The organism is Streptomyces sp. NPDC048419 (genome assembly GCF_043200415.1).
Lineage (GTDB): Bacteria > Actinomycetota > Actinomycetes > Streptomycetales > Streptomycetaceae > Streptomyces.
This window is the reverse complement of the sequence record NZ_JBICXT010000043.1, coordinates 1-26633: the sequence shown is the minus strand read 5'-3', so window position 1 is coordinate 26633 and position 26633 is coordinate 1. Positions and strand designations below refer to the sequence as shown.

Genomic DNA, 26633 nt, shown 5'->3' with positions numbered 1-26633 from the left:
GTAAAAACCCCGGGGTGTGAGGCATGTCTCCCGGCGGCGCCCGCAACCGCCCGCCCGCTCGCGGCGGTTGACGAAATGTTGACCGTTTCCCGGGAGAGATGAGGGAGAGACAAGGGAGAGTCGAAACATGGCCCGGACCTAGATTCGGCCCATGCCCCCACAGCTTCCACGGACGCCCCGGCCCGGCCAGGGCCAGGCTGCCCGCGCCCCCCTTCCCGTGCTGCCCTACCGCAAGCCCACCAAGGGCCGCGACTACTGGGTCTTCGACGACGTCCTGCCCGACGTGGACGCCGTACGGGAGCGCTGTCTTGCCAAGGACGACTGGGTCAAGGGCTACCCGTACACCTCGGAGACCTGGCCGGGCCTGCGCACCATGCCTGGCCTGGAGCCCGCCGAACTGGCCCGCGTGGAACGGCTGGTGAGGACGGCGACCGGCGCGAAGGACCTGTGGGTGCAGCAGGCCCCCGGCGGCGGCACGCTCAACCACAACTGCGTCCAGGTCGTCGGCGAGGGCGAGAGCGAGCCGCGCCCGCACACCGACTCACGCGCGCTGTGCCGGTACGCGGCGGTGCTCTACCTCAACCCAGGCGTCCCCAAGGACTGCGGGACCGCCTTCTACCGTCAGTCGCTGCCCGGCGGCCGGCTCGGCGGCAACGTCGTCCAGGCGCCGCACACCAACCTCGTCGAGGCGCTCGGCACGCGGTTCGTCGCGCCGGACGCCTTCGAGGAGGACGTGCGCGTCCCGCACCGGTACAACCGGCTGCTCCTGTACAACGCCAACCTCGTGCACAGCGCGACGGGTTACTCCGGACGCACGCTGGAGGAGAAGCGCATGACGGCGGTCTTCTTCTGGATGGCGTGAGGGCCCGCTGGATGGTGTGAGGGCGCGACGGGGTCAGAAGCGCCCTGTGCCACCGCTGCCGAAGGAGCCGCTGGAGCCGGGCAGCCAGCGCCGGCGGTGCTGATCCTTTCCTGTCCTCGTCGAGGTGGTGTGGACCTCGTAGGGCGTCAGGCGATCCCCGTTCTGCGCGAGCGGTACCTCGTCCGGTTCCCGTATCTCGCGCGACTCCCAGACGGGGCCGCCGTCCGGAATATGGGGCTGCTCTTCCGCTCTGGGCCTCGGGGCCTCGCGGTCCATCTGACCCATACCCATCCGCACGGCCCAGACCAGCGCGCCGACGATGATCAGGCCTCCGACAAAGGCGGCAACCACGTTGAGTACGTCGCTCGACGTGGCCGCTACAACAAACGTCGCGGTACTCATGTCCCAATTATCGCCCAACGGGGCCGTTTGGGGAGTCCTGGGTATTGTCGCAGGTCAGAGCGGGCGCCGGAGCGTGGCGACAGGCATATCGCCGGGTACGTCCCCTTCTGATCCCTTCGTGGAAATCGGGCAACGTCTCCTACGGGTTACGGATGCCGCAATCCCTGGTGTCCGCGCGGTGAGCACCGCACCATGGGCCCATGACACCGGCCCAGAGAGCCATGACCCAGCTGGCGGAGTGGCCCGACCTCAGTCCCTGCGAGGCCGGCTGCGGTACGGGCCCGGCGCTGCGCTCCGCGCGGGACGAGATCGTGCACTTCCACTCCGGCCGCGACGTGGACCTGCACCTGACCGCGCACGCGATCCAGCGTCTGCACTACGACTTCGCGGAGTCGACCGCCATCCGCCTGGTGCCGGGCTCGCGTTGGGTCACCGTCCACCTCGACTGCGAAGCCGACGTCGACCTGCTGCTCGGCCTGGTCAGCGTCGCCCTCAAGGCGCACCAGAACGGGCCGCCGGCCGCCGGATCGCCCCTGGCCGTCTGCAACTTCCACCGGGTGACGGTGCTCGAACGCGACGAGGACCACGAGACGCACGGGAGCTGACGGCGGGCACGCGCCTGCGCCGAATCTCCGCACACTCGAAACTCCCTCCTCAACTGTCACAGACATGCCATACGCTGCTCCCAGCAGCCGCGCCCCGCGCACCGCCGCCGTCGGCGGTCGTGTCCGGGTGCCGCGCGGCGCACTCATCTGCCCGGCCGACGCCGGGTTTCCTTGTGGGGGTTACAGCACTGTGCGTAGGCGCAGCATCTCGACCGCGACGGCGCTCGCGGTCCTTCTCGGCTCGGCGGCACTGAGCCTCGGCACGGCCGGTACCGCCTCGGCGGCCACGGCCCATGTCACCTCGCCCGGCGGTCTCGTGGTGGACGGCGCCCTGCAGCGGGTGTTCGTCGGCGACAGCTCCGCCGGCACCGTCGCGGTCACCGACTACTCCGGCGCCGTCCTCGGTTCGCTGGGCGGGGTCACCGGCGTCAGCGACCTCGCGGTCTCGGACGACGGGGCCACGGTGTACGCGGCCGCGCCGGAGATCCACGAGATCTGGGCGATCGACGCGAGCACCCTCGACCTCAAGGCCCGCTACACCGTCTCCACCAACTACGGCCCGCGCCATGTCGCCTTCACCGGCGGCAAGGTGTGGTTCTCCTACGGCGACCAGTGGGACGGCGACATCGGCTCGGTCGACCCGGCGGTGGACCCGGCGAGCGGCACCGACCCGGTGGCGCTCGGCCAGTTCCCCTCCCGGGTCTGGGGCCAGGCCCTGCTGGACACCGACCCGTCGCAGCCGGGCATCCTGGCCGTCGGCGAGACCGGCCTGTCCACGGACTCGATGGCCGTGCTCGACGTCACCGGCGACAAGCCCGCCCTGGTCGCCTGGCACAACGGCGACTACTCCCTCAACGACGGCATAGGCGACATCGACCTGGTGCCCGGCGGCACGCAGGTGCTGGTCAACGGAAGGGACCGGGACGCCTACGCGGGCGGCACGTTCAAGGCGGCGGGTTCGTACCCGAGCGGCCAGCTCGCGGACGTCGCGTCCAACGGCCTGGTCGCCCAGGTCAACGGCACCAAGATCCTCACCTACCGGCCCAACGCCACGCTGCCGCTGCACACCTACGACCAGGGCACGGGCCGCACGGCCGACCTCGCCTGGGCGCCGGACGACTCCCGGATCTTCGCGCTCGTCGGCACGGACGTCGAGAGCGGCGGCTACAGCCTCAAGCCGCTCACCGGCGCGGCCCTGAACAACCCGACCCTCACGGTCAGCGCGCCCTCGACCGCGACCCGCGCCAAGAAGCTCACCGCCACCGGCAAACTGACGGCGTCGGTCCCGCTGCCGGCCGGCGTGACGCTCCAGGTCACCCGCACCGACCTGGAGTCCCCGGGCGGAAAGGCGCTGCCCGCAGTGACCGTCAGGGCCGACGGCACGTACTCCTTCTCCGACACCCCGCCCGCCGGCGGCACGGTCACCTACAAGGTGGCGTACGCGGGCGACACCCAGCACTCGGCGGTCACCGCGAGCGACAAGGTCGACGTCTCCCGCGCCACGACCTCGCTGAGCCTGGACAACAACGGCAAGGTGTACGTGTACGGCGCCGACGTGAAGTTCACCGCGCACCTCGGCACGACGTACAAGAACCGCACGGTCGAGATCTGGGCCAACCCCTACGGCTCCGACAAGCCCAACAAGCTGATCAAGAAGGGCACGGTCAACTCGAGCGGCAACATCTCCGCGACCGTCGACATGACCCGCGACACCGACGTCACCGCGGTCTTCAAGGGCGACGCCCGCTACAAGGCGAGAACGGTGAAGTCCACGGGCTACGCCAAGGTGAAGAACTCCACCGTGGTGTCGAAGAACTACAAGACGGCGAAGATCGGCTCGACGACGTACTCCTGGTTCCACAAGAACAGCGCCCCGGTGATCACCACGACCATGTCGTACTACCCGGGCCGCAAGGAGCGCGTCGACATGCAGGTCTACTACCAGGGCAAGTGGTACACGACCGACGGCAGCCCGCAGTACTTCAAGCTCGCCTCGAACGGCAAGTGCGCCGTGAACCTGGGCGCCCCGGGCCAGTCCGGCCTCAAGGCCCGGGTGCGCGCGTCGTACATCAACAACTCGTCGGGCGACAACGTCAACACGACGACGTACGGGTCCTGGAAGTACCTGTACTTCTCGAGCTGACCGAAGACCGGGGCGAGTCGGGCCGGTCAGCTCAGGCAGAGCAGTCCGAGCACGCACACCTGTGACGGCGACGTCGCCGCGGGGGCGGTGCTCGGCTGCGACGTGTTCGAGCCGGAGGAGTTCGAGCCGGACGTACCCGACTGGGACGAGCCGGACGAGGACGTGCCGCTGTCGCTCGGAGTGGCGGACGGCGACGGCGTGGTGCTGCCGGAGCCGCCCGACGTGCTCGAGGTGCCGGAGGTGCTGGAGGTGCCGGACGCCGTGCCGGTGGCGGTGTGGGTCGTGGCCCGCGGCTGCGTCGCCGGCGCGGAGTGCGGCGCGGTGTAGGGCTGGGTGCGCTCCGACGTGGTGTGGGGCGCGTCGGGAGTGGCGGTGGACCGCTGCTGCTGCGTGCCCGCAGGGGTCCGGCCGCTCGTGGCCTCCGGCTTGCGGTGCTTGCCGGTGCCCGGCTTGGTGGCCGTCGGCTCCGCGTACTGCTGCGCCGGCAGGTCCTGGTTGCCCGTGCTGGTGAGGTCCGGGGCCGTGGCGGCCTCGGCCCGGTGGTCGGAGCCCTGGTCCAGCGTGGACAGGGCCAGCCCGCCGCCGACGAGCGCGACGGTGGTCGCGAGCACGGCCTTGCGCCGGCTCTTCTTCCACCGCGCCCGCTGCCGGCGCCGTGCCGCGCGTCCGTCACCCGCGGGGAGGGCGGCCTCGGCGGCCGGGGTCTCCTCGAAGGGCTCGAACGGGTGCGGTTCCGGCCGGGGCGGCCGCTTCGCGGAGAAGGCGTCGAAGTCGTGGCCGTGGTCGGTCGGCGGTGCGATGTCCGGGGCGTAGGCACCGCAACCGGGGCACACCAGGGCGCCGTTGAGGTGCCGGCGGCACGAGGAGCAGTAGTCCATTCCGCTGTTTTCCTGACAGTTGCACGGGCAGGGTCGAACGGCGAGAACGGTAACGGCGGTTTCGAAAGACTGTGTGACCCCTGTGTGGTGCTCCTGCGCGGGTTGTCTGCACACGGCGTGCCCGGCCCGCGAACCTCCAGGTCAGGGCCGGGCTTTCCGGTGATTTACCGCACCGTGGCGTTGCTCACGGTCAGGGGGATGTCAGCGGCGGGTGAACGGCGCGAAGGTGTGGCTGAAGTACCAGGTGTCCTGGGCGATCCCGGAGCAGGAGTTGGATCCGCCGGTACCCACGCAGCCGCCGTTGTCGCGCTGCAGCGCCCAGAAGGACAGGGTGTCGATGCCCTTGTCCCGGGCCCACTTCTGGACCTTCACGGCGTCCTGGGCGGTGAAGGTCTCCTGGGGGCCGAAGTCGTCGATGCCGGGCATCTCGGTGACACCGATCATGTGCCAGAGCTTCGCCGGCCTCTGCTTCGGGTACAGGGCGGCGAGTTGGCCCTGCAGCCCGGCCGCCGCCGTCTGCGTGTCGGCGGCCATGTCGTGCGTGGCGCCGTCCCAGTAGTCGAACGTCATGATGTTCACGACGTCCACGCGCGCCCCGTTGTCGACGGCGTTCTGCAGCAGGGCCACGCCGTTGGGGGCGAGCCCGGTGGTGGTCGTGGGCAGGGTGTACGAGAACTGCACGTGCCGGCCGGCGTGTTCCGCCCAGTGCTGCACCTTGGCGATGGCCTTGTTGCGCCGGTCGATCCCGGCGGCGTTGTTGATGGAGTCGGCCTCGATGTCCAGGTCGATCCGCGAGACCCCGTACGTCGTCACCAGGCTCTCGTAGACCTTGGCGATGGCGTCGACGCTGGTGCAGCTGTCGGCGAGCTCGGTGTTGGTGGTGTCCGCGGCGTAGCCCCCGAAGGACGGGATGACGTTGCCGCCGCGGGCCTGGATCTGCGCGATGTCCTTGCCGAACGCCGACTTGGCGATCGGCAGGGTCTTGTCGCCGTTCCAGTAGGCGGTGCACGACCCGGGGGCGTCGGTCTGCAGGAACGCCATGGTCAGGTACTTGTTGCCGGAGGCGGCGGCGAGGGCGGCCGGGCTCTCGCCGGTCCAGGCCTCGAAGTAGGGCGCCGCCACATGGTCGGGCATGGCGTGTGCCCGGTGGGAGGCCGGAGCCGCGTCCGCGGCGAGCGCCCCACCTCCGCCCAGGGCGACGAGCGCGGCGGACAGGCCGGTGACGGTGACACAGGAGAGCAACGCGCGAAGTGCCGGACGAGGTCGTCTCATTGACGCTCCCACAGAGGCCGGAGGAAGGGGGGTGGGACGAGCGCCGCCCATCTTTGGCCTAGACCAATTCACTGTCAAGGTTCTTTACGGTTCCCTGACCGGGCATCAGGAGCGGGACTGCGGACACAAGGTCGCCACCGGGTGCGCCACGCCCGCCGGATGGGGAGATTCCGTAGGGGGTTCGGGGGAGGACAACCAGATGTCTTGACGTGCTCTCCACGGGCCCGTTGGCTCTTCGTTTCACCCGTGGCCGCTCCCCCCATGCCCGGAAGGCACCAGCACGTGAACCTTCACACCCCCCGCAGAACCGGCGTGCGCCGTCGCGCCGTACCCCTGATCGCCTCCGCCTCGGCGCTGCTGCTCGCCGGCTGCGGTGCCATCGACAGCGTCGGCGGGAGCGGGAGCTCCGCGAGCCCCGGGAAGGGCGACGACATCACGGTGGGGCTCCTGCTGCCGGACACGGACACGGCGCGCTTCGAGAAGTTCGACCGTCCGCTGATCGCCAAGCGGGTCACCTCCCTCACCCACGGCAAGGGCAAGGTGCGGTACGCCAACGCCGGGTCCAGTGCGGCCACGCAGAGCAGGCAGTTCGCGCAGATGATCTCCGCCGGGGCGGACGTGATCCTGGTCGACGCGGTGGACTCCAAGGCCATCGCGCCCGAGGTGCGCAAGGCCAAGGACGCCGGGATCCCGGTCATCGCCTACGACCGGCTCGCCGAGGGCCCGATCGACGGCTACGTCTCGCACGACAACGAACTGGTCGGCGAGGTGCAGGGCCGCGCGATCGTCGACGCGCTCGGCGACAAGGCCGGCACCAGCAAGATCGTGATGGTGAACGGCTCGCCGGCCGACCCCAACACGGCCCGCTTCCACGAGGGTGCGGTCAGCGAGCTGAAGGGCCGCGTGGTCGTCGCCAAGTCGTACTACACCAAGGAGTGGCTGCCCGAGGTCGCCAAGGCGAACATGCAGAAGGCCATCAGGTCCGTCGGGCTGGACAACATCGCCGCCGTCTACTCGGCCAACGACGGCATGGCGGGCGCCGTCATCGACGCGCTCAAGGAGGCCGGCGTCCACAAGATGCCGCCCGTCACCGGGCAGGACGCCGATCTCGCCGCGGTGCAGCGGATCGTCGCGGGCGAGCAGCGGATGACCGTGTACAAGTCGTTCCTGCTGGAGGCGACCGGCGCCGCGGACATGGCGGTGGCCAAGGTGCAGGGCAAGGCGATCGAGTTCGACGCGCTGGCCCAGGACTCCGTCGACAGCCCCACCGAGAAGTCGATCCCCGCGCAGCTGGTCCCGGTGGTGGCCCTCACCAAGGACAACATCAAGGCCACGGTGATCAAGGACGGCGTCTACACCGTCAAGGACATCTGCACCGCGAAGTACGCCGCCGACTGCGCCGCGATCGGTCTGAAATAGCACCGCGTGCACCGCGATCGGTCTGAAGTAGCGCCGCGTGCACCGCGGACGGGCGTTCCGGCCCGTCCGCCGTGCCTCGGCTATAACCGGGGCATGATCTATCACGTCGTGCCGGCCGCCGAGTGGTCCGCCGCCCCTGACCAGCCGTACGCCCCCGCCTCCCTCGCCGAGGAGGGCTTCGTCCACTGCTCCCCCGACGAGGCGACCACGCTCGCCGTCGTCAACGCCTTCTACCGTGCCGCTCCCCGGCCGCTGCTCGCCCTGGTGATCGACGAGGCCAGGCTCACCTCGCGCTGCGTGTGGGAGGCGGCGTCCCCGGCACCCCCGCCGGGAGTCCCCGAAGGCACCCTGTTCCCGCACGTGTTCGGCCCCCTCGACCGCGCGGCCGTAACCCGCGTCCTCGTGGTCGGCAGGGACGAGGAGGGCCGGGCGACCGGGCTTGCGCAGGACGTGCGGGACGGCGGCTGACTACCCTGCTGGAAGGGGCAGAGCCGCACATCCCGCCACTCCTGCGAGGCACACCATGGCCACGGTTCGCTACATCGTCGACGACGTCGACGCCGCCATCGCCTTCTACTGCGGGCAGCTCGGCTTCCGCGAGGTCATGCACCCCGCGCCGGCCTTCGCGATGCTCGTCCGGGACGATCTCCGGCTCGCGCTGAGCAGCCCCGGGGGCGGGCCCGGCGGCGGTCAGGCCATGCCGGACGGCACGCTGCCCCGGCCCGGCGGCTGGAACCGGATCTCGCTCCAGGTCGCCGACCTCGACGCCGACGTCCGCCGTCTGCGGCAGGCGGGGGTGCCCTTCCGCAACGAGCCGGTCACCGGCGTCGGCGGCAGGCAGGTGATCGTGGACGACCCGTCCGGCAATGCCGTCGAGCTGTTCGAGCCGATCCTGCCCGAGGCGCGGGAGTGAGCGGGGCTCACGCCGTCCAGCGCGATACGCAGGTGCGTCGTCACAGGCGTACTCCTTCGTCAAGAGTGGCCCGCACCGCGCGGATCACGTCGAGATAGGGGCTGCCCTCGGCGGCGAGGCCCGCGGCGAGCAGGGTGAGGGCGCCGCGGTGCTCGTGCAGCACGGCGCGGCCCGCGCCCGGGCAGCGCGCCGCGAACTCCAGCACGGCCGGGAGGTGGTCGGGCGGTTCACCGCCCGACGGCTCCCAGCCGTACTGCCGGTAGCGGGCCCTGAGCGCGGCGAGCGAGGCGCCCCGGCCACGGGTGTCGCCGTCGGTGTAGTGGGTCAGGTGCAGGGTGCTCCGGCGGCTGCGGTCGAAGGTGGTGACGTACTGGGCCGCGAGGTCGAGCAGCGGGACGTCGGCGGTGCGGCGGCAGAACCGCCGCAGCGACTCGGTCGCGGGACCGGACAGCCCGTCGATCGACTCCAGCACCAGGGCGCGGTGGGCGGGCCAGCGCTGGTCGGGGTAGGTCAGGAGCAGGGACGCCGCCTGGTGGACGGCTCGGTGCTGGTTCATCGCGGCTTTTCGGCCTTCCGGCCGGGAAACCGTCCGTCGGGCCGGCCGAGGCCGTTCCGGTCGAGCAGGTCGGCGCGTCCGCGCAGGCCGCCCCGCGACCCGGCGCCGCCGCCCGTGACGTACGTGGTCGAAACGACGTACCGCTCCTGGTACTTGGCCAGGGCCGGCAGCCGCTCCGGGGGCAGGGCGAGCAGCACGCCGAGCGCGGGGGCGCAGACCGTCGGCGTCGTCCGGAGCTCCGGATGCGGGGGGCGGGAGGCGACCTCGGCCCGCGCCGCCACGGGATCGCCGAGCCGGGCGCGGGCCTCGCGGCACATCTCCAACAGGACGCCTCGCACATGCGGATGGCGCACGCGCGTCGGTGGGTGGCCGGTCTCCCGGGTCTCCCAGTTGATCGGGCCGTCCTTGTCGTGGGCCCGACGCTCCCGGTGGGGAGCGTCGCTGACGCCCTGATCGGTGCGCAGGACCGTCCGCGGATCAGGCGTGGCCGAGGTCCGCCGCAGTATGACGCCCGCTCTCAGCGGATGACCGGCGGCCAGACCCGCCGCTCGTTCCGCTTCCCGCCGGGCTCCGCGCCGTGCCACCGAATCCACTCCCTACGCTTGGCGATTCCGCTGCCGCAAGCGTCGGGCATCGTGGCGCACCGAAGTCCTGCGACCACTCTCTGTTGATCTTCTCTATACGGAGATTTTCTTGGCCTTTGCAATAGTTGTGTCGGGCATGCGTATCGCGCCTCGGGAGCGCAGGGTGAGGACGCGCTCGGCGTGATGCTCCTCGTGGTGGTCTATCCGCCGTGCGGTCAGCAGATCGCGGAGGCTGATGATGCCCTCCACCCGGGCCTCCTCCTCGCGGGCGACCACGAGCAGGCGGGTCACCTCGTGGTGGGCCATGCGGTTGGCCAGGGCTCGCAGGGTCTCGTCGGGGTGGGCGGTGACCGGGACGGCCGCCAGCTCACCGAGCGGGGTGCGGTCGGCGGGATCGGCGTGGACCAGCGTGCCCCGGGTCACGACGCCCACGAGGCCGCCGTCCGCGTCGAGCACGGGGTAGAGGCGCTGGGCGAGCAGCCGCTCCGGGTCGCCGTCGTCGTGCGCGGCCCGCAGCAGCGCGGTGATCTCGCCCGCCGTGCGGTCGTCGCGGAAGGTGACGGCGGCCGGGGTCTCCAACTGCCGCACCAGGTGCACCTCGAGCGGATCCACGGAGTACTCGCGGGTCAGATGCAGCCCGCGGCGCGCCAGCTTCTCGGTCAGCACCGAGCGCTTGAGCAGGATCACCGACAGCAGATACGCGGCGGACGCGGTGATCACCATCGGGATCATGGCGTTGATCTCGTGCGTCAGCTCCAGGCAGAAGACGATGCCGGTCAGCGGTGAGCGCATCACGCCGCCGAGCACGCCGGCGAGCGAGACCAGCGCCCAGAAGCCGGGGCTGACCTGCGGGAAGACCAGCGCCTCGGCCGCCCCGAGGGCGCCGCCCACCATGAACATCGGGGCGAGGACACCGCCGGAGGTGCCCGAGCCCAGGGACAGCCCCCAGATGAGGGTCTTGACGACGAGGATGCCGATGATCAGGCCGACCGTGGCGTGACCGGTGAGCAGCGCGTCGATGACGTCGTAGCCGACGCCGAGAGCGCGCGGTTCGACCAGTCCGCCGACGCCGATGATCGCGCCGCCGATGGCCGGCCACCACATCCAGTGGATACGGAGCCGGGAGAAGAGGTCCTCGGAGAAGTAGACGAGGGCGGTGGCGCCGAGCGCGAGCAGCCCGGCCGCGGCACCGGCGACGACGCACAGACCGTAGGCGGAGAAGGCGATGTGGGCGGGCACGTGAGCGCCGCCGAAGAGCGGGTCGGTGCCGAGGAGCGGGCCGCGCACCAGGGTGGCGGTCACGGCGGCGACGGCGACCGGGAGGTAGGAGCGGGGCCGCCACTCGAAGAGCAGCAGCTCCACGGCGAGCAGGATGGAGGCGAGCGGCGCGTTGAAGGTCGCCGCCATGCCGGCGGCGGAGCCGGCGACCAGCAGGGCCTTGCGCTCGTCCGTGGTCACCCGCAGGAACTGGGCGATCAGGGAGCCGACTGCGCCGCCGGTCATGATGATCGGTCCCTCCGCGCCGAACGGCCCGCCGGTGCCGATGGATATCGCCGCCGACGTCGGCTTCAGCACGGCCACCCGGGGCTGCACCCGGCTGCCGCCGACCAGGATCGACTCGATGGCCTCAGGCATGCCGTGGCCCCGGATCTTCTCCGAGCCGTAACGGGCCATGACGCCGATGACCAGGCCGCCCAGCACCGGCATCACCAGCAGCAGCCAGCGGTGCGCGGTGTCGCCGGGCGCGGCCGTGCCGAACCCGAAGCGGCCGAGGAAGGACAGGTTGGTGATCAGCGCGATCAGCTTGAGCAGCCCGGCGGCCACGACGGCCGCGACGGCACCGATGGGCACGGCGAGCAGGCTGATCAGCACGACTCGCGGCGGCACGTGGAAGTCGCCGAGGTGCGGGATCTTCACGGCGCCCGGATGGCGCGCGGGCCGGGCGGGTTCCGCGGCCGCGGCCACCGGGCCCGCGGCCGGTGCGGGCGGGTGGTCGGTGGCGTGGTCGGAGGCGGACGCACGGGAGCCTGCGGACAGGGAGGAGGACATGACGCTCCGGAGGGTGCGGAGGCGGACAGGGGAGAAGGCCGTCCTTGTTCCGGGCGGTCGCACGGGGGCCCGGAGCGGTGGGGACGGCGGGGACGACGGGCGTCGTTGCCCGTGCGGAACACGCGGGTGAGCGGGCGGCGGGAGCCGAGGCCGGGACCGGTCTGGGCCCGCGCACACGGGACGGACGTGCCTCGTCGCACGTCCGCCGCAGGTCAGTGATGAAGGGACGTCACATGGGTGCCGGACGGACCGAGCGGACCCGCCCGGAGCGCAGGATGCGGATCGTGCGCCCCATGCACACCCGGCAGGTGTTGTCCGTGAGCGGGGACGGCACCTTCAGGCCGTCCCTCAGGTGGTACTGGACCCGGAGGTGTCCCGCGCCGTCGCGGACGTGCCGGATCTCGTAGGCGCCCTCCCAGGCGTGCCCGCAGCGCAGGCACACGAAGGAATAGGCTTCGTTCATCGGTTCGGTTCTCATGGTCATCACCCTTGGCACCGGAGCCCTCGCGCCCGCACGGCCCCGGTCTACGTCGACCAATCTATCATTGCAGTCTGCAATGGTCACCCCGGGTGACGGGGGGAACCCGGGCCGTTCGGCGCAGGACGGCGGATCGAGGACTTCATGACGCAGCAGGGCAACGGCCGCGAGAACGCTTTTGCGGACGGCGCCTCCGACGAGGTGCTGGACCGCGAGGCGGAGGAGGTCACCCTCGCGGTGATGGCCGCCTCCCGCCTGATCGTCTCGCTCTCCGCCCGCGCCCTGGCCTCGGTCGACGTACCGCTGACCCTGCCCCAGCTGCGCTCCCTGGTCGCGCTGCACGGCTGCGGCCCGATCAAGCTCGTCGCCATGGCGGCCACCCTCGGCGTCAGCCCCTCCACGGCCCTGCGCATGGTCGAGCGGCTGGAGTCCCTCACCCTCATCGACCGGCGGGTCAACCCGGACAACCGCCGCGAGGTCGTACTGCGGCTGACTCCCGCGGGGGAGGACCTGGTCGAGAGCGTGCTCGCGCACCGGCGAGCGGAGATCCGCAGCCTGGTCGAGCGCCTGCCCGCACCGGCGCGCACCGGGCTCGTCCCCGCGCTCCGGGCCCTGACCGCGGCCGCCGACACCCTCGACCTCGGCCTCGACCCGGCCGACGAGGCGGGGCGCCTGGCCGGCGTGGTCGACGATCCGCTCAACCCGGCGCCGTAGCCCGCATGTTCGCCGGCGACTGTTCACCCGGGCCTGACACGATCACGACGTTCGGCTACGACGTGGAAGGGCGTGGTGAGGAGCAGTGCCGGAGCATGACGTGAACGCGGACGTGAACGTGGACCTGGACCGGGCGCTGGAGGTCGCGACCGGGCTGGCGGCCTGGGCCGTGGAGGCGATCCGGCGTCCGCGCTCCCCCGCCACCGCGACCGACGTGCGGGAGAAGGACGGCCCCGCGGACATCGTGACCGACACGGACGAGGCCGTGGAGGCGCACGTCCGCGAGACGCTCGGCCGCGCCTTTCCCGGGCACGGGATCGTGGGCGAGGAGTACGGCAGGACGGAGGGCACCCCGGGCGCCCCGCACTGGCTGATCGACCCGGTCGACGGTACGACCAACTACGCCCACGGCATCGGCTGGTGCTCCTTCTCCCTGGGCCTCGCGGCGCCCGACGGCACCCCGCTGCTCGGCCTGGTCGCGGACCCGTGGCGGGGTGAGACGTTCACGGCGGTCCGCGGCGGGGGAGCGTTCCTCGACGGCACACCCGTCCGGGCGGCGGACCACACCACCCTCACCGGCCACGTCTTCATGACCGAATGGGCGGCCCACGCCCACTGGCCCGGCATGGACGCGCTCATGTCCGGCCTCGCGGACCGCCACTGCACGGTCCGCGTGATGGGCTCCACGGCCCTGTCCCTGGCCCAGGTGGCCGCGGGCCGCGCCACCGCCGCCGCGATCGGCGGCTTCCACCACGTCGACGGCCTCCCGGCCCTACTGATCGCTCAGGAGGCAGGCGCCGTCGCCCAGCCCGAACTACCCGCCTACGGCGAGCCGTTGCTACTGACGACCCCAGGCACGGCACAGGAGGCGGCCACTCTGTGGCGACAATCGCGGGAGGCGTCCCACCGCAACCGCTGAGGGGTCGAGTGGTCGATCCGGGCGTCGGGTGTGCGCAGGGCACCCGTCGTGTCCTCGCGCCTGTCGCACCATCCGAACTGGATCGCTGACGGGTCGAGTGGTTGGTCCGGGTGTCGGGTGCGGGCCGGGCACCCCTCGTGCCCGGCGGCCTGCGCTGCAGTGATCGGATCCGCGCGCGGGCGAGGGGGCCCGGGTCACTTCAGGCCCGTACCGCCGTGCCCGTCGCCCGCAGATGCTCGATGCCCGTGTCGAGTGCCGCCTTCAGATGGGTCGAGTGGCCCGTGGACATCATGATGGTGACGCCGCCCTGGATGCCGGCCGGCAGGGCCGCGGCCGTGCGGTCCGCGTCGAGGGCGGGGCACACGAGGCCGTTCGCGCCGAGGGCGCGGATGCCGTCGGCGAGCTGCCGCTGCCACTGGCGCGTCAGCTCCGTCACGATCGCCCGGGCGCCCGGCCGGGAGCGTCCGATCTGGAACCGCTGCCAGGCCGTGCACGGCACCGTGATGGACGTCGACGGAGGCAGGACGGGGGCGCCGTCATCGCCGCGTAGCGCTCGGACCCCGGCTCGCCCGCCGGACCGCCCCGCCGTGCGAAGGCCTCACCCGGCCCTGACACTCTCCAGCCCCTCCAGCAGGACGTGCAGGTCGTGCGCCGCGTCGGCGGTGGCCAGGGTCGCCGCGGCCAGGACGGCGGCGGTGGCGACGGCGAGGACGGGGTGGCGCCGCAGCGGAGGCGCGAGGAGAGCGGCGACGCGGCGCGGTACCGGGCCCGCCGTCGCCAGGGGATTGCGGCGGCCGAGGATGCCCAGGGCGGCGCTCGTGACGCGGGCGCGGACCGGGGTGCGCCGGGCCGCCAGGGCGGCCTTGCCGACGGTGCGGGCGACCTGCTTCCGGTCGCCGGAGGTGGCCGCCGCCCGCTCGTCGGCCCAGCGCTCGATCGTGTAGGTGACGGCGCCGGCCAGCGGCCGCATCAGCGGGTTGGCGGCGGCGCCGAGCTGCGCGAGGGCGACGAAGGCGTAGTGGTGACAGGCCAGATGGGCCCGCTCGTGCGCGAGCAGGATGCCGTGCTCGGCCTCGTCCAGGGTGTGCAGCATGCCGGTGGAGACCACGATCCGCCCGGGCAGGCCGGGCAGCGCGTAGGCGTCGGGGGCGTCGTCCTCCACCACGACCAGGCCGTTCCGCTCGGGCATGCACGCGGCGTCCACCGCAGCGGCGGCCAGCGTGCGCGCTCGGCGCCAGAGCATACGGGCGGCCGCGAGCACCGCACCGCCGAGCAGCAGCCCCGCGGCGAGGGCGATCGACAGCTCGGTCGGATCGTCGCGCTGCGCGCCCTGGGCGGACCAGTGGCCGAGGCCTGCGATCAGCGGGAAGCGGATCAGGCCGGTGACGGCCAGCAGCCCCAGGGAGATCGTGCTCGCCGCGCCCAGGACCAGCGACGAGACGGTGAGCAGCCAGGTCGCCAGACGGGGCTCGCAGCGCTCGGACAGCGGCCGCGCGCCGAGCGGGGCGAGCAGCGAGAGGAGCAGCGGCACGTAGACGGCGATGCGCATCCGGCGGGCCTTCCTGTTTCTACGGTCCGACCGCTTCTGCTGTCCGGTCCGACTGCTTCTGCTGTCCGGTTCGGCTGTCCGGTTCTACTGTCCGGGGTGCTGGTCGTCGAGCAGCTGGCGCAGGAGGTCGGCGTCGTGGTCGGACAGCTCGTCCGCGAAACGGGCGAGGACGGCCTCCCGGTCGGGCCGCTCCTCAAGAACTGTACGCATGCGCCGGGCGGCGAACCCGGCATCGTCGGTGACGGGGGCGTAGGCGAACGCCCTTCCGCGTGCGTGGCGCCTGAGCACGTCCTTGGTGTGCATGCGGGTGAGGATCGTCACGACGCTGCTGTACGTCAGCTCGCCGCCGAGGAGTTCGGTCACCTCGCCCGGGGTCAGCGCGCCGTCCGCCTGCTGGAGCAGGCCGAGGATCTGGGTCTCGCGGACGCCGTTCGCCCGTTTCGGGCCCCGTCCGTGTGGGTCGGCCGACATGAGGTTTGTGGTTCTCCGGTCTGTCTTCTACAGTCGTGTAGAACTTCTACGATCGTGTAAAAGCTCCCGCCTCCCCGAGTGTGCCATTGGATCGCCCATGAGTGCCATCAGCATCGGTCAAGCCGTCGTCCTCGGCATCGTCGAGGGGGTGACCGAGTTCCTGCCGGTCTCCTCGACCGGGCATCTGAAGATCACCGAGGGGCTGATGAGCATCCCGGTCGACGACACCTCCGTGGTCGGCTTCACCGCGGTCATCCAGGTCGGTGCGATCGCCGCCGTGCTCGTGTACTTCTTCAAGGACATCGTGCGGATCTGCGCCGCCTGGGGGCGTGGCATCGCCAACAAGGAGGAGCGCTACCACCACGACTACAAGTTCGCCTGGTGGGTCATCTACGCCACCATCCCGATCGTGATCGTGGGCCTGGCGGCCAAGCCGCTCATCGAGGGCCCGCTGGCCTCCTTGTGGGTGGTCGCGGCCTCGCTGATCGTCGGGTCGGGCGTGATGTGGGCGGCGGACCAGATGGGCCGGCACAAGCGCGGCGAGGACGACACCACCTTCAAGGACGCCATGCTGGTCGGCTCCTCGCAGATCCTGGCCCTCCTCTTCCCGGGCTTCTCGCGCTCCGGCGCGACGATGTCCACCGCGCTGATTTTGGACCTGGACCGCGTCGCCGCCACCCGTCTGTCGTTCTTCCTGGGCATCCCGGCCCTGACCGGCGCCGGACTGTACGAACTCAAGGACGCCGTGGGGACGGGCGTGGGCGCCGCGCCGCTCGCCGTGGGCACGGCGGTCTCGTTCGTGGTCGCCTACGCCTCCATCGCCTGGCTGCTGAAGTTCGTCGCCCGGCACTCCTTCAACGCCTTCGTGGTCTACCGGATCGTCGTAGGAGTGGCACTGCTGGGGCTGCTGGCGACGGGGGCGCTCAACGCGTGACCCGGCGCCCGGCTGCCGTATCGGCGGATGTGACTCGTGTGCAGGTAACACTTGCTACTTCTTCCGATGTGTCGAACGCTGAACCGGTGAGCCAGTGGGCCGTCCTCGTGGTCAAGGTCCCCGCGCAGCCATCCCGGCACCGCGTCGCCGTCTGGCGGGAGCTGCGCAAGATCGGCGCGCTCTCGCTCGGCCAGGGCCCCGGCGGTCAGGCCGTCGCCCCGAGCGCGACCGGGCGCAGCACCGAGGACGCGTCCCGCTTCCAGGCGCTGTTCACCGCCTCACGGTCCGAGGACTGGACGGAGTTCCCCGCCGGCTGCGGGAAGTTCGAGGCGGAACTGGCGAAGGGGATACGCATCGCCGAGTTCACCCTGGCCGAACTCGAGGAAGAGGAACGCGGGGCGTGCTCTGCCGGGGGACGACGGGCCTGCTGTGCCGGGCGATGACGAACCTGCTGTGCCGAGAAACGGCCGGCCCGCCCTTTCAGGGGACGACCGGAGTGCTCTGCCGGGGGGACGGCCGATGAGCCGGGAGGCCACCGGGCAGTCGGCCCCGCCCCGGCAGATGTGGCCCCTCTACGCCGCCGGGTTCACTACCGCCTTCGGCGCGCACGGCATCGCCGCGAGCCTCGGCGGCGACGCCGAGGGCGCGGTCACGTCGCTGCTCGTCCTCGGCGGGCTGCTCGCCCTGTACGACGGCGCCGAGGTGCTCCTCAAGCCGGTCTTCGGCACCCTCGCCGACCGCGTCGGCGCCCGCCCCGTCCTGCTCGGCGGCCTCGTCGCGTTCGCCGCGGCCTCCGCGCTGTACGTCCTCGCCGACAGCCCGGGCCGGCTGTGGGCAGCCCGCCTCGGCCAGGGCGCCGCGGCCTCCGCGTTCTCCCCCGCGGCCTCGGCGCTGGTCGCCCGGCTCAACCCGGCCGCCAAGCACGGCCGCGTGTTCGGCAGTTACGGCTTCTACAAGTCCATCGGCTACACGCTGGGCCCGTTGCTCGGCGGCGTGCTGGTGTGGGCCGGCGGCCTGCGGCTGCTGTTCGCCGTCCTCACGGTGCTCGGCGCCGCCGTCGCCGTCTGGGCCGTGCTCGCCGTGCCCGTCGTACCGCCGCTCCCCAAGGCCAGGCAGACGGTGCTGGACCTCGCCAGGCGCCTTGCCGACCCGGCCTTCCTCGCCCCGACGGCCGCGCTCGCGGCGGCGACCGCCGCGCTGTCGGTCGGGGTCGGCTTCCTGCCGGTCTCCGGCCGTACCGCGGGGCTCGGCACGGTCGCGACGGGCGCGGCGGTGTCGCTGCTCGCGGCCTGCGCGGCCGTGGTCCAGCCGCGGGCGGGCCGCGCGCTGGACGCCGGGCGCCTCACCACCCGTTCCGGCCTGACCACAGGCCTGCTGATCACCGCGGCGGGCCTGGCCTGCGCCATGCTGCCCGGCCTGACCGGCATCCTCGTGGGCGCCGCCCTCATCGGTGTCGGCACGGGCCTGATCACCCCCCTCGGCTTCGCCGCCCTGGCCTCCTCCACCCCGCAGGAACGTTTGGGCCAGACGATGGGCGCCGCCGAACTCGGCCGCGAACTCGGCGACGCGGGCGGCCCGCTGCTGGTCGCCGCCGTGGCAACGCTGACCACTCTCACCCACGGGTACGCGACCCTGGCCGCACTCGTCGCCGTCGGCCCACTGGCAGGACTGGCCCGCCGACGCCTCACCTTGCGGAGTTCGTCGGGCGGTTCGGAGGAGTAGGGCCATCGGGGATACGGAGCCGGCTGGCCGGCCCGCTGGTGGGCCGGCCAGCCGGTGGGCCGGCCAGCCGGTGTCTCAACTCGCCGGGGGCGTCGGCCGGTTCGGCGTGGGGAGGTCGTCCGGGGAGAATCGGTCCATGCCCAGCACCCCCACCCCCTCCACGCCCCACACCCGCTCCTGGACCGTCGGCGGCAGCATCGTCCACCGTATCGACGAGACACCCCTGCCACCCGAGACCGGCCCCTGGCTGCTGCCCGGTGCCACCGCCGACGTGGTGTCCCGGCACGACTGGCTGCGCCCCGACTTCGCCGACCGGTCCGGCACCCTGCTCCTCGACAGTCACAGCTTCGCCTTCGAGGCGGGCGGCCTGCGCGTCCTCGTCGACACCGGCATCGGCAACGGCAAGACCCGGGCCAACCCGGCCTGGCACGACCTGCGGACCGGCTACGCCGATCACCTCACCGCCGCCGGATTCCCACCGGACGCCGTGGACCTGGTGATCCTCACCCACCTCCACACCGACCACGTCGGCTGGAACACCCGCGAGGTGAACGGCGCGTGGGTCCCCACCTTCCCCAACGCCCGCTACGTCACCTCCCGTACCGAGCGCGACTTCTGGGCGGGCCGAGCCATGGACGTGCCGCGGCGGCAGATGTTCGACGACTCGGTGGTCCCGGTCGAGGAGGCGGGACTGCTGGACCTCGTGGACGTGGCGCCCAAGGGCACCGAACTGGCCCCGGGCGTACGCCTGTTGCCGACCCCCGGCCACACCCCGGGCCACGTCGCCGTGGAACTGACCGGCGGCGACGGCGGCACGGCGCTGATCACCGGTGACTGCATCCACCACCCGGTCCAGTTCGCGCACCCCGCCATCGGCTCCTGCGTGGACATCGACCCGGAACAGTCCGAGCGATCGCGCCGCGCACTGCTCGGTTCACTGGCCGGCACGGACACCCTCGTACTGGGCACACACTTCCCGCCGCCCACGGCCGGCCACGTGATCAGGGACGGGGACACGTACCGCCTGCTGCCGTACTGATGCGGCTGCGGAGGGTCCTCCGGACGAGGGCGGTTCGCCGACCCGTGCGATCAAGACGTACGCGGTGTGCTGAATCGAGCGGACCTTGAGGTCCGGCATTGGTCGGTACGGGCCACCGACCGCGTGCGGATGTGCCCCACACGCCCCGCGCGTAATCTGGTCCGGGTACTTCGGACCGCGCCTGACGGCGCGCATTCGGCAGTCCCGCGTGCCCCCGCACTCCCGTCGCCGGGGCATGTCCGGGCGAAGCGGAGGATCTGCGATGGGTACAGTCACCACCGACGACGGCACCACCATCTTCTACAAGGACTGGGGGCCGCGCGACGGCCGGCCGATCGTCTTCCACCACGGATGGCCACTGAGCGCCGACGACTGGGACAACCAGATGTTGTTCTTCCTGGCGCACGGCTACCGCGTCATCGCCCACGACCGCCGTGGGCACGGCCGCTCCAGCCAGTCGGCCACCGGCCACGACATGGACACGTACGCCGCCGACGTCATCGCACTCACGGACGCGCTCGAACTCAGGGACGCGTGCCACATCGGCCACTCCACCGGCGGCGGCGAGGTCGCCCGCTACGTCGCACGCGCCAAGCCGGGCCGCGTCGCGAAGGCCGTGCTGGTGGGCGCCGTACCGCCCGTCATGGTCAAGTCGGAGTCCAACCCGGGCGGCCTGCCCATCGAGATCTTCGACGCCTTCCGCGACGCCCTCGCCGCCAACCGCGCCCAGTTCTACATCGACGTCCCCTCGGGGCCGTTCTACGGCTTCAACCGCCCCGGCGCGAACGTCTCACAGGGCCTGATCGACAACTGGTGGCGCCAGGGCATGATGGGCGCGGCCAACGCCCACTACGAGTGCATCAAGGCGTTCTCCGAGACCGACTTCACCGAGGACCTCAAGCAGATCGGCGTACCGGTCCTCGTCTGCCACGGAACCGACGACCAGGTCGTCCCGTACGAGGACTCGGCACCCCTGACGGCCGAACTCCTCAAGAACGGCATTCTCAAGACCTACGAAGGCCTCCCCCACGGCATGCTCTCCACCCACCCGGACACCCTCAACCGGGACATCCTGGCCTTCCTGGAGGCCTGAGCCGAGCAGGCCGGGTCAGTCCTGATCCGGCACCGCCATCTCCCCCAGCTCCGACCAGCCCTCCTGCTCGATCGTCGTGTTGATGATGCGCGGGGTCCGAGCGAGGTAGGGGGGCAGCGTCCGGCGGGCGGTCCGGAAGTGGTCGGAGTTGACGTGGGCGGCGCCCGCCTCGTCGTCGCGGAAGGCTTCGACGAGGACGTACTCGGCCGGATCGTCGAGGCTGCGGGACCAGTCGAACCAGAGACAGCCCGGTTCGGCGCGGGTCGCCTCGGTGAAGGCGGCGGAGATCTTCGGCCATTGGTCCGCGTGCTCGGGCCGGACACGGAACTTCGCGGTGATGAAGATCATTTGAGGGCTCCTTGATGGGTCTGGTCCGGCCTGGTCTTGTCCGGTCCGGTCATGTCCGGTCGGGTTCGATCTGGTCCGGTTCGGTCAGGGCACCAGGATCGCGCGTCCGCGGACCCGGCCGGCGTCGAGGTCGTCCATTGCGTCCTGGAATCGACCGAGCGGGTACTTGGTGGTGTGTCCCCGGGCCGCAGCCGCCGCGTCGCCTTCGCCGCGGCGTGGTACGCGGTCAGCCCGGCGTCGGCGAGCGCCGCGACGTCGGCCGGCTCACGTCGCCGGGCGCCGGAGCCGTCGCCGCATCCCCGTAGGTGCTCGGCATGGCGCCTGACGTGCACGCAAACAATCAGCCACGTTGGCGTGAACGCAGTACACTCCTGGCACCAATTCTGGGTGCCTGCGGCGGGGGGTCGACCGGCAGGCCTGACTTTCGTGGGGATCAGATGCGCTCAATCGCCATAGGCACCGCTCTGTCCGGTGCCCTGGCACTCGCTGCCGTGACCGGTCCGGCGGCTCAGGCCGACGAGTCGTGGGGCGGTAACACGACGATCACCGCCGCCACGGTCAACGGTGGCAAGCCCATCGCGGTCGGCATCTCGAACGTGGTCACCTTCCCGGCTTCGGTGACAGCCACGGATCCTGACGGCATCGACACGGCCGGCGTGTACGTGTGGCACGGTTCCAGCGAAGAAAACACCGACATGTCGGTGCCGCACGGCAGCCGTACCTGCACAGCCGTCGACAGTACGACGAAGACCTGCAGTGTCACCTTCACCCTGAACCCCCGCGACCTGGGGAAGAACTCGTGGGCGGGGCAGTGGAACGTTGCCGTCGACGCCTTCGACAAGGGCAACGGCGGCATCTCGCTGGATGCGTACAAGCACGCGTACATCCAGCGCTACTCGAAGCTCAGCGTCAACGCGTCGCCGGAACCGGTCACCAAGGGCAAGACCATCACCGTCACCGGCAAACTGACCCGTGCCAACTGGGAGACCCACGACTACCGGGGCTACACCAACCAGCCGGTCAAGCTTCAGTTCCGCAAGGCAGGAACAAGCACGTACACGACGGTCAAAACCGCATACACCAACAGCACCGGCAACTTGAAGACCACAGTCACAGCCTCCAGCGACGGCTACTGGCGCTACTACTTCTCCGGCACCAGCACCACTGCGACGGTCAAGACGGCCGGCGACTACGTGGATGTGCGGTAGAGAGCACGCCTGACCGACCGGCTGCCTACCGGCGAAGAGACAAGGACGCGGTTCCTGGTCCGCGCCGAGCGCCAAAGCACCACAGGGAGGAACCCAGGGGAACGTAATCGCGCTCCGGTGGTGCGGATGTGGTGCCCGCTGCGCCACCGGTCCAGACAACAAACGACCCCCGGGTCAATGACCTAGGGGTTCGTAGTGGAGCGGGTGACGAGAATCGAACTCGCGCTCTCAGCTTGGGAAGCTGATGTTCTACCATTAAACTACACCCGCGTAAGACGCCGGTTGACACCGGTGCCCGAATGCAACGTCACCTTACCTCATCCCCGGTCCCCGGCGCTGAAGCCGTGGGGCCGGTCCCGTGTCTCGGGCGGCGATGCTGCTGCGGGGGACGGGAGTTGGGGCGTACGGTGGAGGTGTCGGAGAGGGTCCTGGCGTGGCTGGAGTGCCGCCTGGAGGGTCGTTCCTTTAATCCCGTAATGTGGCATTTGGCGTCGGGCGAGCAGTAGCCGGACGCGCCTCTTGGGGAAGGGACTCTTGGACTTGATGGAGCGCACCCTCGTCCGCTGTGCCGATGGGCACGTGTTCAGCACCGCTTCGTTCCCGATGCAGCAGGCCGATCGACTCGGCCCCCACCGGCTCGTCCGGTGTCCACGCTGCGCCCGGCTCCGCAGTGTGGTGCCGGTCAGTCTCGAGAAGCATTAGAGGCATCGCGAACACAGCATGAGCGGGCGCGCGGGCGGGCGATTGTGGCCGGTCCGCGCGCCTTGCGTATCCTCGGGGCGTGCTTCTCTCAGACAAGGACATCCGGGCCGAGATCGACGCCGGGCGAGTGGTGATCGATCCCTACGACGAATCCATGGTTCAGCCGTCGAGTGTCGACGTGCGCCTGGACCGGTACTTCCGGGTCTTCGAGAACCACAAGTACCCCCACATCGATCCGTCCGTCGAGCAGGCGGACCTCACGCGGTGCGTGGAGCCCGAGGGCGACGAGCCCTTCATCCTGCACCCCGGGGAGTTCGTCCTCGCCAGCACGTACGAGGTCATCACGCTGCCCGACGACCTCGCCTCCCGCCTCGAGGGCAAGAGCTCTCTGGGGCGGCTCGGGCTCGTCACCCACTCCACCGCCGGGTTCATCGACCCCGGCTTCTCCGGGCACGTCACGCTGGAGCTCTCCAACCTCGCCACGCTGCCCATCAAGCTCTGGCCCGGCATGAAGATCGGGCAGCTGTGCATGTTCCGGCTCAGCTCGCCGGCCGAGTTCCCCTACGGCAGCGAGCGGTACGGCTCGCGGTACCAGGGCCAGCGCGGCCCCACCGCCTCCCGCTCCTACCTGAACTTCCACCGGACCCAGGTGTGAGGGCCTCGGCATGAGTGACGTACGGGAGAACCTGACCTACGAGGCGTTCGGCACCGCCGTGCGCGAGCTCGCGCAGACCATCGCCGACGACGGGTACGAGCCGGACATCGTGCTCAGCATCGCCCGCGGCGGCGTCTTCGTCGCCGGCGGCCTCGCCTACGCCCTCGACTGCAAGAACATCCACCTGGTGAACGTCGAGTTCTACACCGGCGTGGGGACCACCCTCGAGATGCCCGTCATGCTCGCCCCCGTCCCCAACGTCATCGACTTCTCCGACAAGAAGGTGCTCGTCACCGACGACGTCGCCGACACGGGCAAGACCCTCAAGCTCGTGCGCGACTTCTGCCTCGACACCGTCGCCGAGGTGCGCTCCGCCGTCATCTACGAGAAGTCGCAGTCGCTGGTGAAGTGCGACTACGTGTGGAAGCGGACGGATGAGTGGATCAACTTCCCGTGGAGCGTTTTGCCTGTAGTACGCAAGTCCGGAGAGCCGATCAACCCATCGCGAGAAGCCCTCTGAACTGGCGTTTTCTGGGGCTCATCTTCAGTCCGTGCTCGTCTTCGCGCTATGCCTGATTCGTACCGGCTGACGGAAGCAGCACTCTCGTGAACCCAGGCAAGCCCCGGCCAGCACGGTCGGGGCCTCGTTATGTCTTCGTCCGACCGACGCTGAAATGCGGCTTGGACGATCCTCGGAGTGGACGTGACAGCCGAGGCACGCAGGGTTGTCGGCGATTGACCCTAAACCCCACGCCCCCTGTGATCGTCTACCCACCCGACAGCCAAGGTGGACGTCGTGTCCGTTTCGATGGTGCGATTCTCGGGCGCGCATTCCGCCTGGAGGATGTGGCGGACTTCCTGCGCCGAGCCGGTATGGAGGGTATCGACGAGTTCGATGTGATGGACGCGGACTGGGTCGAGTGGAGGGCGGCGGGCCGGAGCGGTGGCGGCGGAGACCGCTCTGACCTGCGGATTCGGTTTGCGGGGCGTAGCTCGGGGTGTTTCCTGGTTCCCTCGGTCAGTGGTGGTGATCATCGTGGGGATGCCCCGGAAGGCACTGTCGCTTGGCATCTGGGCGCCGTGGACTTCCGTACCGATAAGGGGCGGATCAGGACGTACGCGAAGTCAAAGGTGCAGGAGAAGGCGCAATCGAACCAGTTGAAGAAGAACTTGTAGATCATCCTTGCCGGAATTCAACTGAGCCGCCTCCAGCTGATGGGGACTGGACGAGAGCGTGAGCATCCTGCACGGCTGGGGGCGGACGGCAAGAGGTCCCAGGAGTCGCACATCACGAGATTCTTATCTTTTCTTGCTGTTTACGCCCATCCGAGTGGTGTTCATCCGAACTTCGACACGGCGCGGGCGTTGGTCCACCACTTCGCGGTCCACATACACATCATGAGGAAAGTACGCAAATCGCCCTGACCCGAAAGTGAGGCGCCATGGCCCAGAACCAGGTCAAGAAGCTGTGGACCGCCATCGTCACCGCCTTCCTCGCGCTGTGCACAGCGCTCGGACTCATCACGACGACCGCCACTGCGGCGGTACGACAGCCCGAGCCGGTGGGCAACGGCAACACTTCCGGGACAATGCCAACGGCTGCCAACTGGTCCTGGTCCCGCGCGGGCACCCTTCCCCCCACGATGAAACAGCGCATCCGCGCCGAGGCCCGTGGCAAGTCCCCCAGCTGCCGGCTGCGTTCGCTCGGGGACGCGGATGAATGTGCGGATGGGAGCGTGCAGCCGTACGCTGCCGAGCTGAGCGCGATCGGCGAGTGAATCCTTCTCTCAGCCGAGGAAGTTGACGATCCGGAGCCCCGGGGAGCAGAGAGTTATCCACAGGCTGTTGATACATGGCAAGCACTGCTGTTCGCGCTTGTTGGTGTCAGCCGTTGGTGTCAGCCGTCGCGTGCGGTCTTGACAGGTGAGTCAGACACGTGACATGGGCGCCGCGCTGTCGGCCGCTGTAGCAGTCGCGCGTCTCTTCATGAGCGTCTCCACCGCGCAGGCACCGGGGCCGAGACAGGCGATCAGCAAGAACGCCCAGCAGAACTGGACAGCTGGCTCGCCCCCGTTGTTGACCGGGAACAGCGCCTTCGCCTGATGGACACTGAAGTAGGCATAGGCCATGGACCCCGAGCAGACGATCGCTGCAGTGCGCGTGAACAGCCCCAGAGCCACCATGACTCCGCCGACCAGTTCAATGACCGCGGCCCACCAACCGGGCCACTGCAGGGCGGGCACCGTGCCGCCGCCGTGGGCGCCGCCCAGGACGCCGAACAGGGACGCCGCGCCATGGCAGGCGAAGAGGAAACCGGTCACCAGGCGAAACAAGGCCTGCGCAATGGGGTGCATGGCGCGTAACCGCACCGGGGGTGAGAAGTGCATGGGGGTTACTCCTCAGTCATGGAAACCTGGGGCGGCGAACTCAGGCATCCGTAGCGTGCATGACAAGTTACTTGTAGCGCCGGGCCTTGCTTTGCACTAGACGGTCGAAGCTCTGCGTTTCCTGTGAAATAGGGGATTTCAGGCCACGCTAAGTCTCTTCCAAGCAGCGCTCTTCGCGCACGCCCCGCAACCACCTCCCATCCCGTCCGCCGTCGACCCACACCACGGTGGAGCGGGCGTGGTCCATGGCGTCCAGGTGGAGCGCGCCACTGTACGAACGACCTGGACGCCATGGGCCGCGTCTGCTCGGCTTTGCCTGGGTCGACGGCGGACGGGATGGGAGCTCCCCGCGCACGCCCCATCGGACTCGCAGTCGGCGACGGCGCCCCCTCCATCCCGGTGCCGGCCGATCCCCCGCCGGAGGCATTGTTCTGACCGTGGCCGCGATATGCGGTGATCGACTCATGGCCACCGGCCCTATCCACATGTGGGCGCGCGGCGGCGCAGCGCGGGCGGAGCGGGCCGAAGGCAGGAGCGCGGGCGCAGCCAGAGCCGGGAGCGCGCCCGGCGGAGCGGAGCGCAGCCGGGGCTTGATGAGGTAGAGAAACCTGTAACAGCTCCGGCTCTGCCGGTACATGTCGTGTCTCGGTTGATGCTTGACGCAGTGGCCTCACCTGATGCTTGACACCGCTTGCTTCGGTTTGGCTGTGCGCCTGGATGTGGCGCATGGG

28 protein-coding genes, 1 tRNA gene and 2 pseudogenes are annotated in these 26633 nt (G+C 70.6%); 18 read left to right on the top strand and 13 right to left on the bottom strand.

Annotation, left to right across the window (positions count from 1 at the left end; all coding sequences use genetic code 11):
• Window positions 1-151 precede the first annotated feature (151 nt).
• Entirely contained in the window at window positions 152-862 is a 711-nt protein-coding gene (locus ACGFYN_RS43990; protein ID WP_393871621.1) for a DUF6445 family protein, read from the top strand.
• A 33-nt stretch (window positions 863-895) separates the two neighbouring features.
• Here ACGFYN_RS43990 and ACGFYN_RS43985 read toward each other — a convergent pair whose 3' ends face one another.
• Entirely contained in the window at window positions 896-1264 is a 369-nt protein-coding gene (locus tag ACGFYN_RS43985; protein WP_393871620.1) for a DUF6479 family protein, read from the bottom strand.
• Window positions 1265-1464: 200 nt separating this feature from the next.
• On the opposite strand from ACGFYN_RS43985, the gene ACGFYN_RS43980 reads away from it, so the two are divergent.
• Window positions 1465-1869, top strand: a complete 405-nt coding sequence (locus ACGFYN_RS43980; RefSeq protein WP_393871619.1) for a luciferase family protein — start codon at window positions 1465-1467, stop codon at window positions 1867-1869.
• 190 nt (window positions 1870-2059) lie between these two features.
• Window positions 2060-4012 (top strand): YncE family protein, encoded by a 1953-nt coding sequence (locus tag ACGFYN_RS43975; protein ID WP_393871618.1) that lies wholly within the window; start codon window positions 2060-2062, stop codon window positions 4010-4012.
• A gap of 26 nt (window positions 4013-4038) precedes the next feature.
• Here the strand turns inward: ACGFYN_RS43975 and ACGFYN_RS43970 are convergent, their stop codons facing one another.
• A complete protein-coding gene (locus ACGFYN_RS43970; protein WP_393871617.1) occupies window positions 4039-4890 on the bottom strand; it encodes a hypothetical protein in 852 nt (283 codons plus the stop codon).
• Between the two features lie 210 nt (window positions 4891-5100).
• Window positions 5101-6162: pseudogene (locus tag ACGFYN_RS43965) on the bottom strand (chitinase); the annotation flags it as partial.
• A 261-nt stretch (window positions 6163-6423) separates the two neighbouring features.
• Here ACGFYN_RS43965 and ACGFYN_RS43960 point away from each other — a divergent pair.
• The 3 genes from ACGFYN_RS43960 to ACGFYN_RS43950 all read left to right on the top strand — a co-directional run bounded on the left by ACGFYN_RS43960 (window position 6424) and on the right by ACGFYN_RS43950 (window position 8494).
• On the top strand, window positions 6424-7581 hold the full coding sequence (locus ACGFYN_RS43960) for a sugar ABC transporter substrate-binding protein (protein WP_393871616.1): 1158 nt from the start codon (window positions 6424-6426) through the stop codon (window positions 7579-7581).
• Window positions 7582-7674: 93 nt separating this feature from the next.
• Window positions 7675-8049: a DUF952 domain-containing protein gene (locus ACGFYN_RS43955; protein WP_393871615.1), complete on the top strand. Its 375-nt coding sequence runs from the start codon at window positions 7675-7677 to the stop codon at window positions 8047-8049.
• A 55-nt stretch (window positions 8050-8104) separates the two neighbouring features.
• On the top strand, window positions 8105-8494 hold the full coding sequence (locus ACGFYN_RS43950; RefSeq protein WP_393871614.1) for a VOC family protein: 390 nt from the start codon (window positions 8105-8107) through the stop codon (window positions 8492-8494).
• Between the two features lie 40 nt (window positions 8495-8534).
• Here ACGFYN_RS43950 and narJ read toward each other — a convergent pair whose 3' ends face one another.
• From narJ to ACGFYN_RS43930, 4 genes are all read right to left on the bottom strand, one after another.
• On the bottom strand, window positions 8535-9050 hold the full coding sequence (gene narJ, locus ACGFYN_RS43945) for a nitrate reductase molybdenum cofactor assembly chaperone (RefSeq protein ID WP_393871613.1): 516 nt from the start codon (window positions 9048-9050) through the stop codon (window positions 8535-8537).
• A complete protein-coding gene (locus ACGFYN_RS43940) occupies window positions 9047-9634 on the bottom strand; it encodes a hypothetical protein (protein ID WP_393871612.1) in 588 nt (195 codons plus the stop codon). Before ACGFYN_RS43940 ends, narJ begins: the two co-directional genes overlap by 4 nt.
• A gap of 93 nt (window positions 9635-9727) precedes the next feature.
• Complete coding sequence (locus ACGFYN_RS43935; protein WP_393871611.1) at window positions 9728-11683, bottom strand: chloride channel protein; 1956 nt, start codon at window positions 11681-11683, stop codon at window positions 9728-9730.
• Between the two features lie 229 nt (window positions 11684-11912).
• Window positions 11913-12146: a hypothetical protein gene (locus ACGFYN_RS43930; RefSeq protein WP_393871610.1), complete on the bottom strand. Its 234-nt coding sequence runs from the start codon at window positions 12144-12146 to the stop codon at window positions 11913-11915.
• A 159-nt stretch (window positions 12147-12305) separates the two neighbouring features.
• Between ACGFYN_RS43930 and ACGFYN_RS43925 the strand changes: the two genes are divergently transcribed.
• On the top strand, window positions 12306-12875 hold the full coding sequence (locus ACGFYN_RS43925; protein ID WP_393871609.1) for a MarR family winged helix-turn-helix transcriptional regulator: 570 nt from the start codon (window positions 12306-12308) through the stop codon (window positions 12873-12875).
• An 85-nt stretch (window positions 12876-12960) separates the two neighbouring features.
• Window positions 12961-13794: an inositol monophosphatase family protein gene (locus ACGFYN_RS43920; protein ID WP_393871608.1), complete on the top strand. Its 834-nt coding sequence runs from the start codon at window positions 12961-12963 to the stop codon at window positions 13792-13794.
• 199 nt (window positions 13795-13993) lie between these two features.
• Here ACGFYN_RS43920 and ACGFYN_RS43915 read toward each other — a convergent pair.
• The 3 genes and pseudogenes from ACGFYN_RS43915 to ACGFYN_RS43905 all read right to left on the bottom strand — a co-directional run.
• Window positions 13994-14266, bottom strand: a pseudogene (locus tag ACGFYN_RS43915) (TetR/AcrR family transcriptional regulator); the annotation flags it as partial.
• A gap of 126 nt (window positions 14267-14392) precedes the next feature.
• Window positions 14393-15343 (bottom strand): M56 family metallopeptidase, encoded by a 951-nt coding sequence (locus ACGFYN_RS43910; protein WP_393871607.1) that lies wholly within the window; start codon window positions 15341-15343, stop codon window positions 14393-14395.
• Between the two features lie 84 nt (window positions 15344-15427).
• The gene (locus ACGFYN_RS43905; RefSeq protein ID WP_393871606.1) at window positions 15428-15814 is read right to left on the bottom strand and encodes a BlaI/MecI/CopY family transcriptional regulator; all 387 of its coding nucleotides are present in this window, start codon (window positions 15812-15814) and stop codon (window positions 15428-15430) included.
• Window positions 15815-15911: 97 nt separating this feature from the next.
• Here ACGFYN_RS43905 and ACGFYN_RS43900 point away from each other — a divergent pair, with 97 nt between their 5' ends.
• From ACGFYN_RS43900 to ACGFYN_RS43880, 5 genes are all read left to right on the top strand, one after another.
• On the top strand, window positions 15912-16748 hold the full coding sequence (locus ACGFYN_RS43900; RefSeq protein WP_393871605.1) for an undecaprenyl-diphosphate phosphatase: 837 nt from the start codon (window positions 15912-15914) through the stop codon (window positions 16746-16748).
• Between the two features lie 86 nt (window positions 16749-16834).
• Window positions 16835-17191 (top strand): Chromate resistance protein ChrB, encoded by a 357-nt coding sequence (locus ACGFYN_RS43895; protein ID WP_393871604.1) that lies wholly within the window; start codon window positions 16835-16837, stop codon window positions 17189-17191.
• A 118-nt stretch (window positions 17192-17309) separates the two neighbouring features.
• Window positions 17310-18470, top strand: coding sequence for an MFS transporter (locus tag ACGFYN_RS43890; RefSeq protein WP_393871632.1), 1161 nt, complete (start codon window positions 17310-17312; stop codon window positions 18468-18470).
• Between the two features lie 136 nt (window positions 18471-18606).
• Window positions 18607-19509 carry an MBL fold metallo-hydrolase gene (locus ACGFYN_RS43885; protein WP_393871603.1) on the top strand — a complete coding sequence of 301 codons (903 nt, stop codon included), beginning with the start codon at window positions 18607-18609 and terminating at the stop codon, window positions 19507-19509.
• Between the two features lie 262 nt (window positions 19510-19771).
• Window positions 19772-20602, top strand: coding sequence for an alpha/beta fold hydrolase (locus ACGFYN_RS43880; RefSeq protein WP_393871602.1), 831 nt, complete (start codon window positions 19772-19774; stop codon window positions 20600-20602).
• A gap of 15 nt (window positions 20603-20617) precedes the next feature.
• Here ACGFYN_RS43880 and ACGFYN_RS43875 read toward each other — a convergent pair whose 3' ends face one another.
• Window positions 20618-20950 (bottom strand): putative quinol monooxygenase, encoded by a 333-nt coding sequence (locus ACGFYN_RS43875; RefSeq protein ID WP_393871601.1) that lies wholly within the window; start codon window positions 20948-20950, stop codon window positions 20618-20620.
• 314 nt (window positions 20951-21264) lie between these two features.
• Here ACGFYN_RS43875 and ACGFYN_RS43870 point away from each other — a divergent pair, with 314 nt between their 5' ends.
• Window positions 21265-22158: a calcium-binding protein gene (locus ACGFYN_RS43870; RefSeq protein WP_393871600.1), complete on the top strand. Its 894-nt coding sequence runs from the start codon at window positions 21265-21267 to the stop codon at window positions 22156-22158.
• Window positions 22159-22354: 196 nt separating this feature from the next.
• On the opposite strand, the gene ACGFYN_RS43865 is transcribed toward ACGFYN_RS43870, so the two are convergent.
• Window positions 22355-22428, bottom strand: a tRNA-Gly gene (locus ACGFYN_RS43865).
• Between the two features lie 511 nt (window positions 22429-22939).
• Here ACGFYN_RS43865 and dcd point away from each other — a divergent pair.
• The 4 genes from dcd (at window position 22940) to ACGFYN_RS43845 (ending at window position 25293) form a co-directional block, all read left to right on the top strand.
• A complete protein-coding gene (dcd, locus tag ACGFYN_RS43860) occupies window positions 22940-23515 on the top strand; it encodes a dCTP deaminase (protein ID WP_393871599.1) in 576 nt (191 codons plus the stop codon).
• A gap of 10 nt (window positions 23516-23525) precedes the next feature.
• Window positions 23526-24035, top strand: a complete 510-nt coding sequence (locus ACGFYN_RS43855; protein ID WP_393871598.1) for a phosphoribosyltransferase — start codon at window positions 23526-23528, stop codon at window positions 24033-24035.
• 239 nt (window positions 24036-24274) lie between these two features.
• Entirely contained in the window at window positions 24275-24691 is a 417-nt protein-coding gene (locus tag ACGFYN_RS43850) for a hypothetical protein (protein ID WP_393871597.1), read from the top strand.
• 266 nt (window positions 24692-24957) lie between these two features.
• Complete coding sequence (locus ACGFYN_RS43845; protein ID WP_393871596.1) at window positions 24958-25293, top strand: DUF6344 domain-containing protein; 336 nt, start codon at window positions 24958-24960, stop codon at window positions 25291-25293.
• A 150-nt stretch (window positions 25294-25443) separates the two neighbouring features.
• Here ACGFYN_RS43845 and ACGFYN_RS43840 read toward each other — a convergent pair whose 3' ends face one another.
• Window positions 25444-25902, bottom strand: coding sequence for a DoxX family protein (locus tag ACGFYN_RS43840; protein WP_393871595.1), 459 nt, complete (start codon window positions 25900-25902; stop codon window positions 25444-25446).
• Between the last annotated feature and the right edge of the window lie 731 nt (window positions 25903-26633).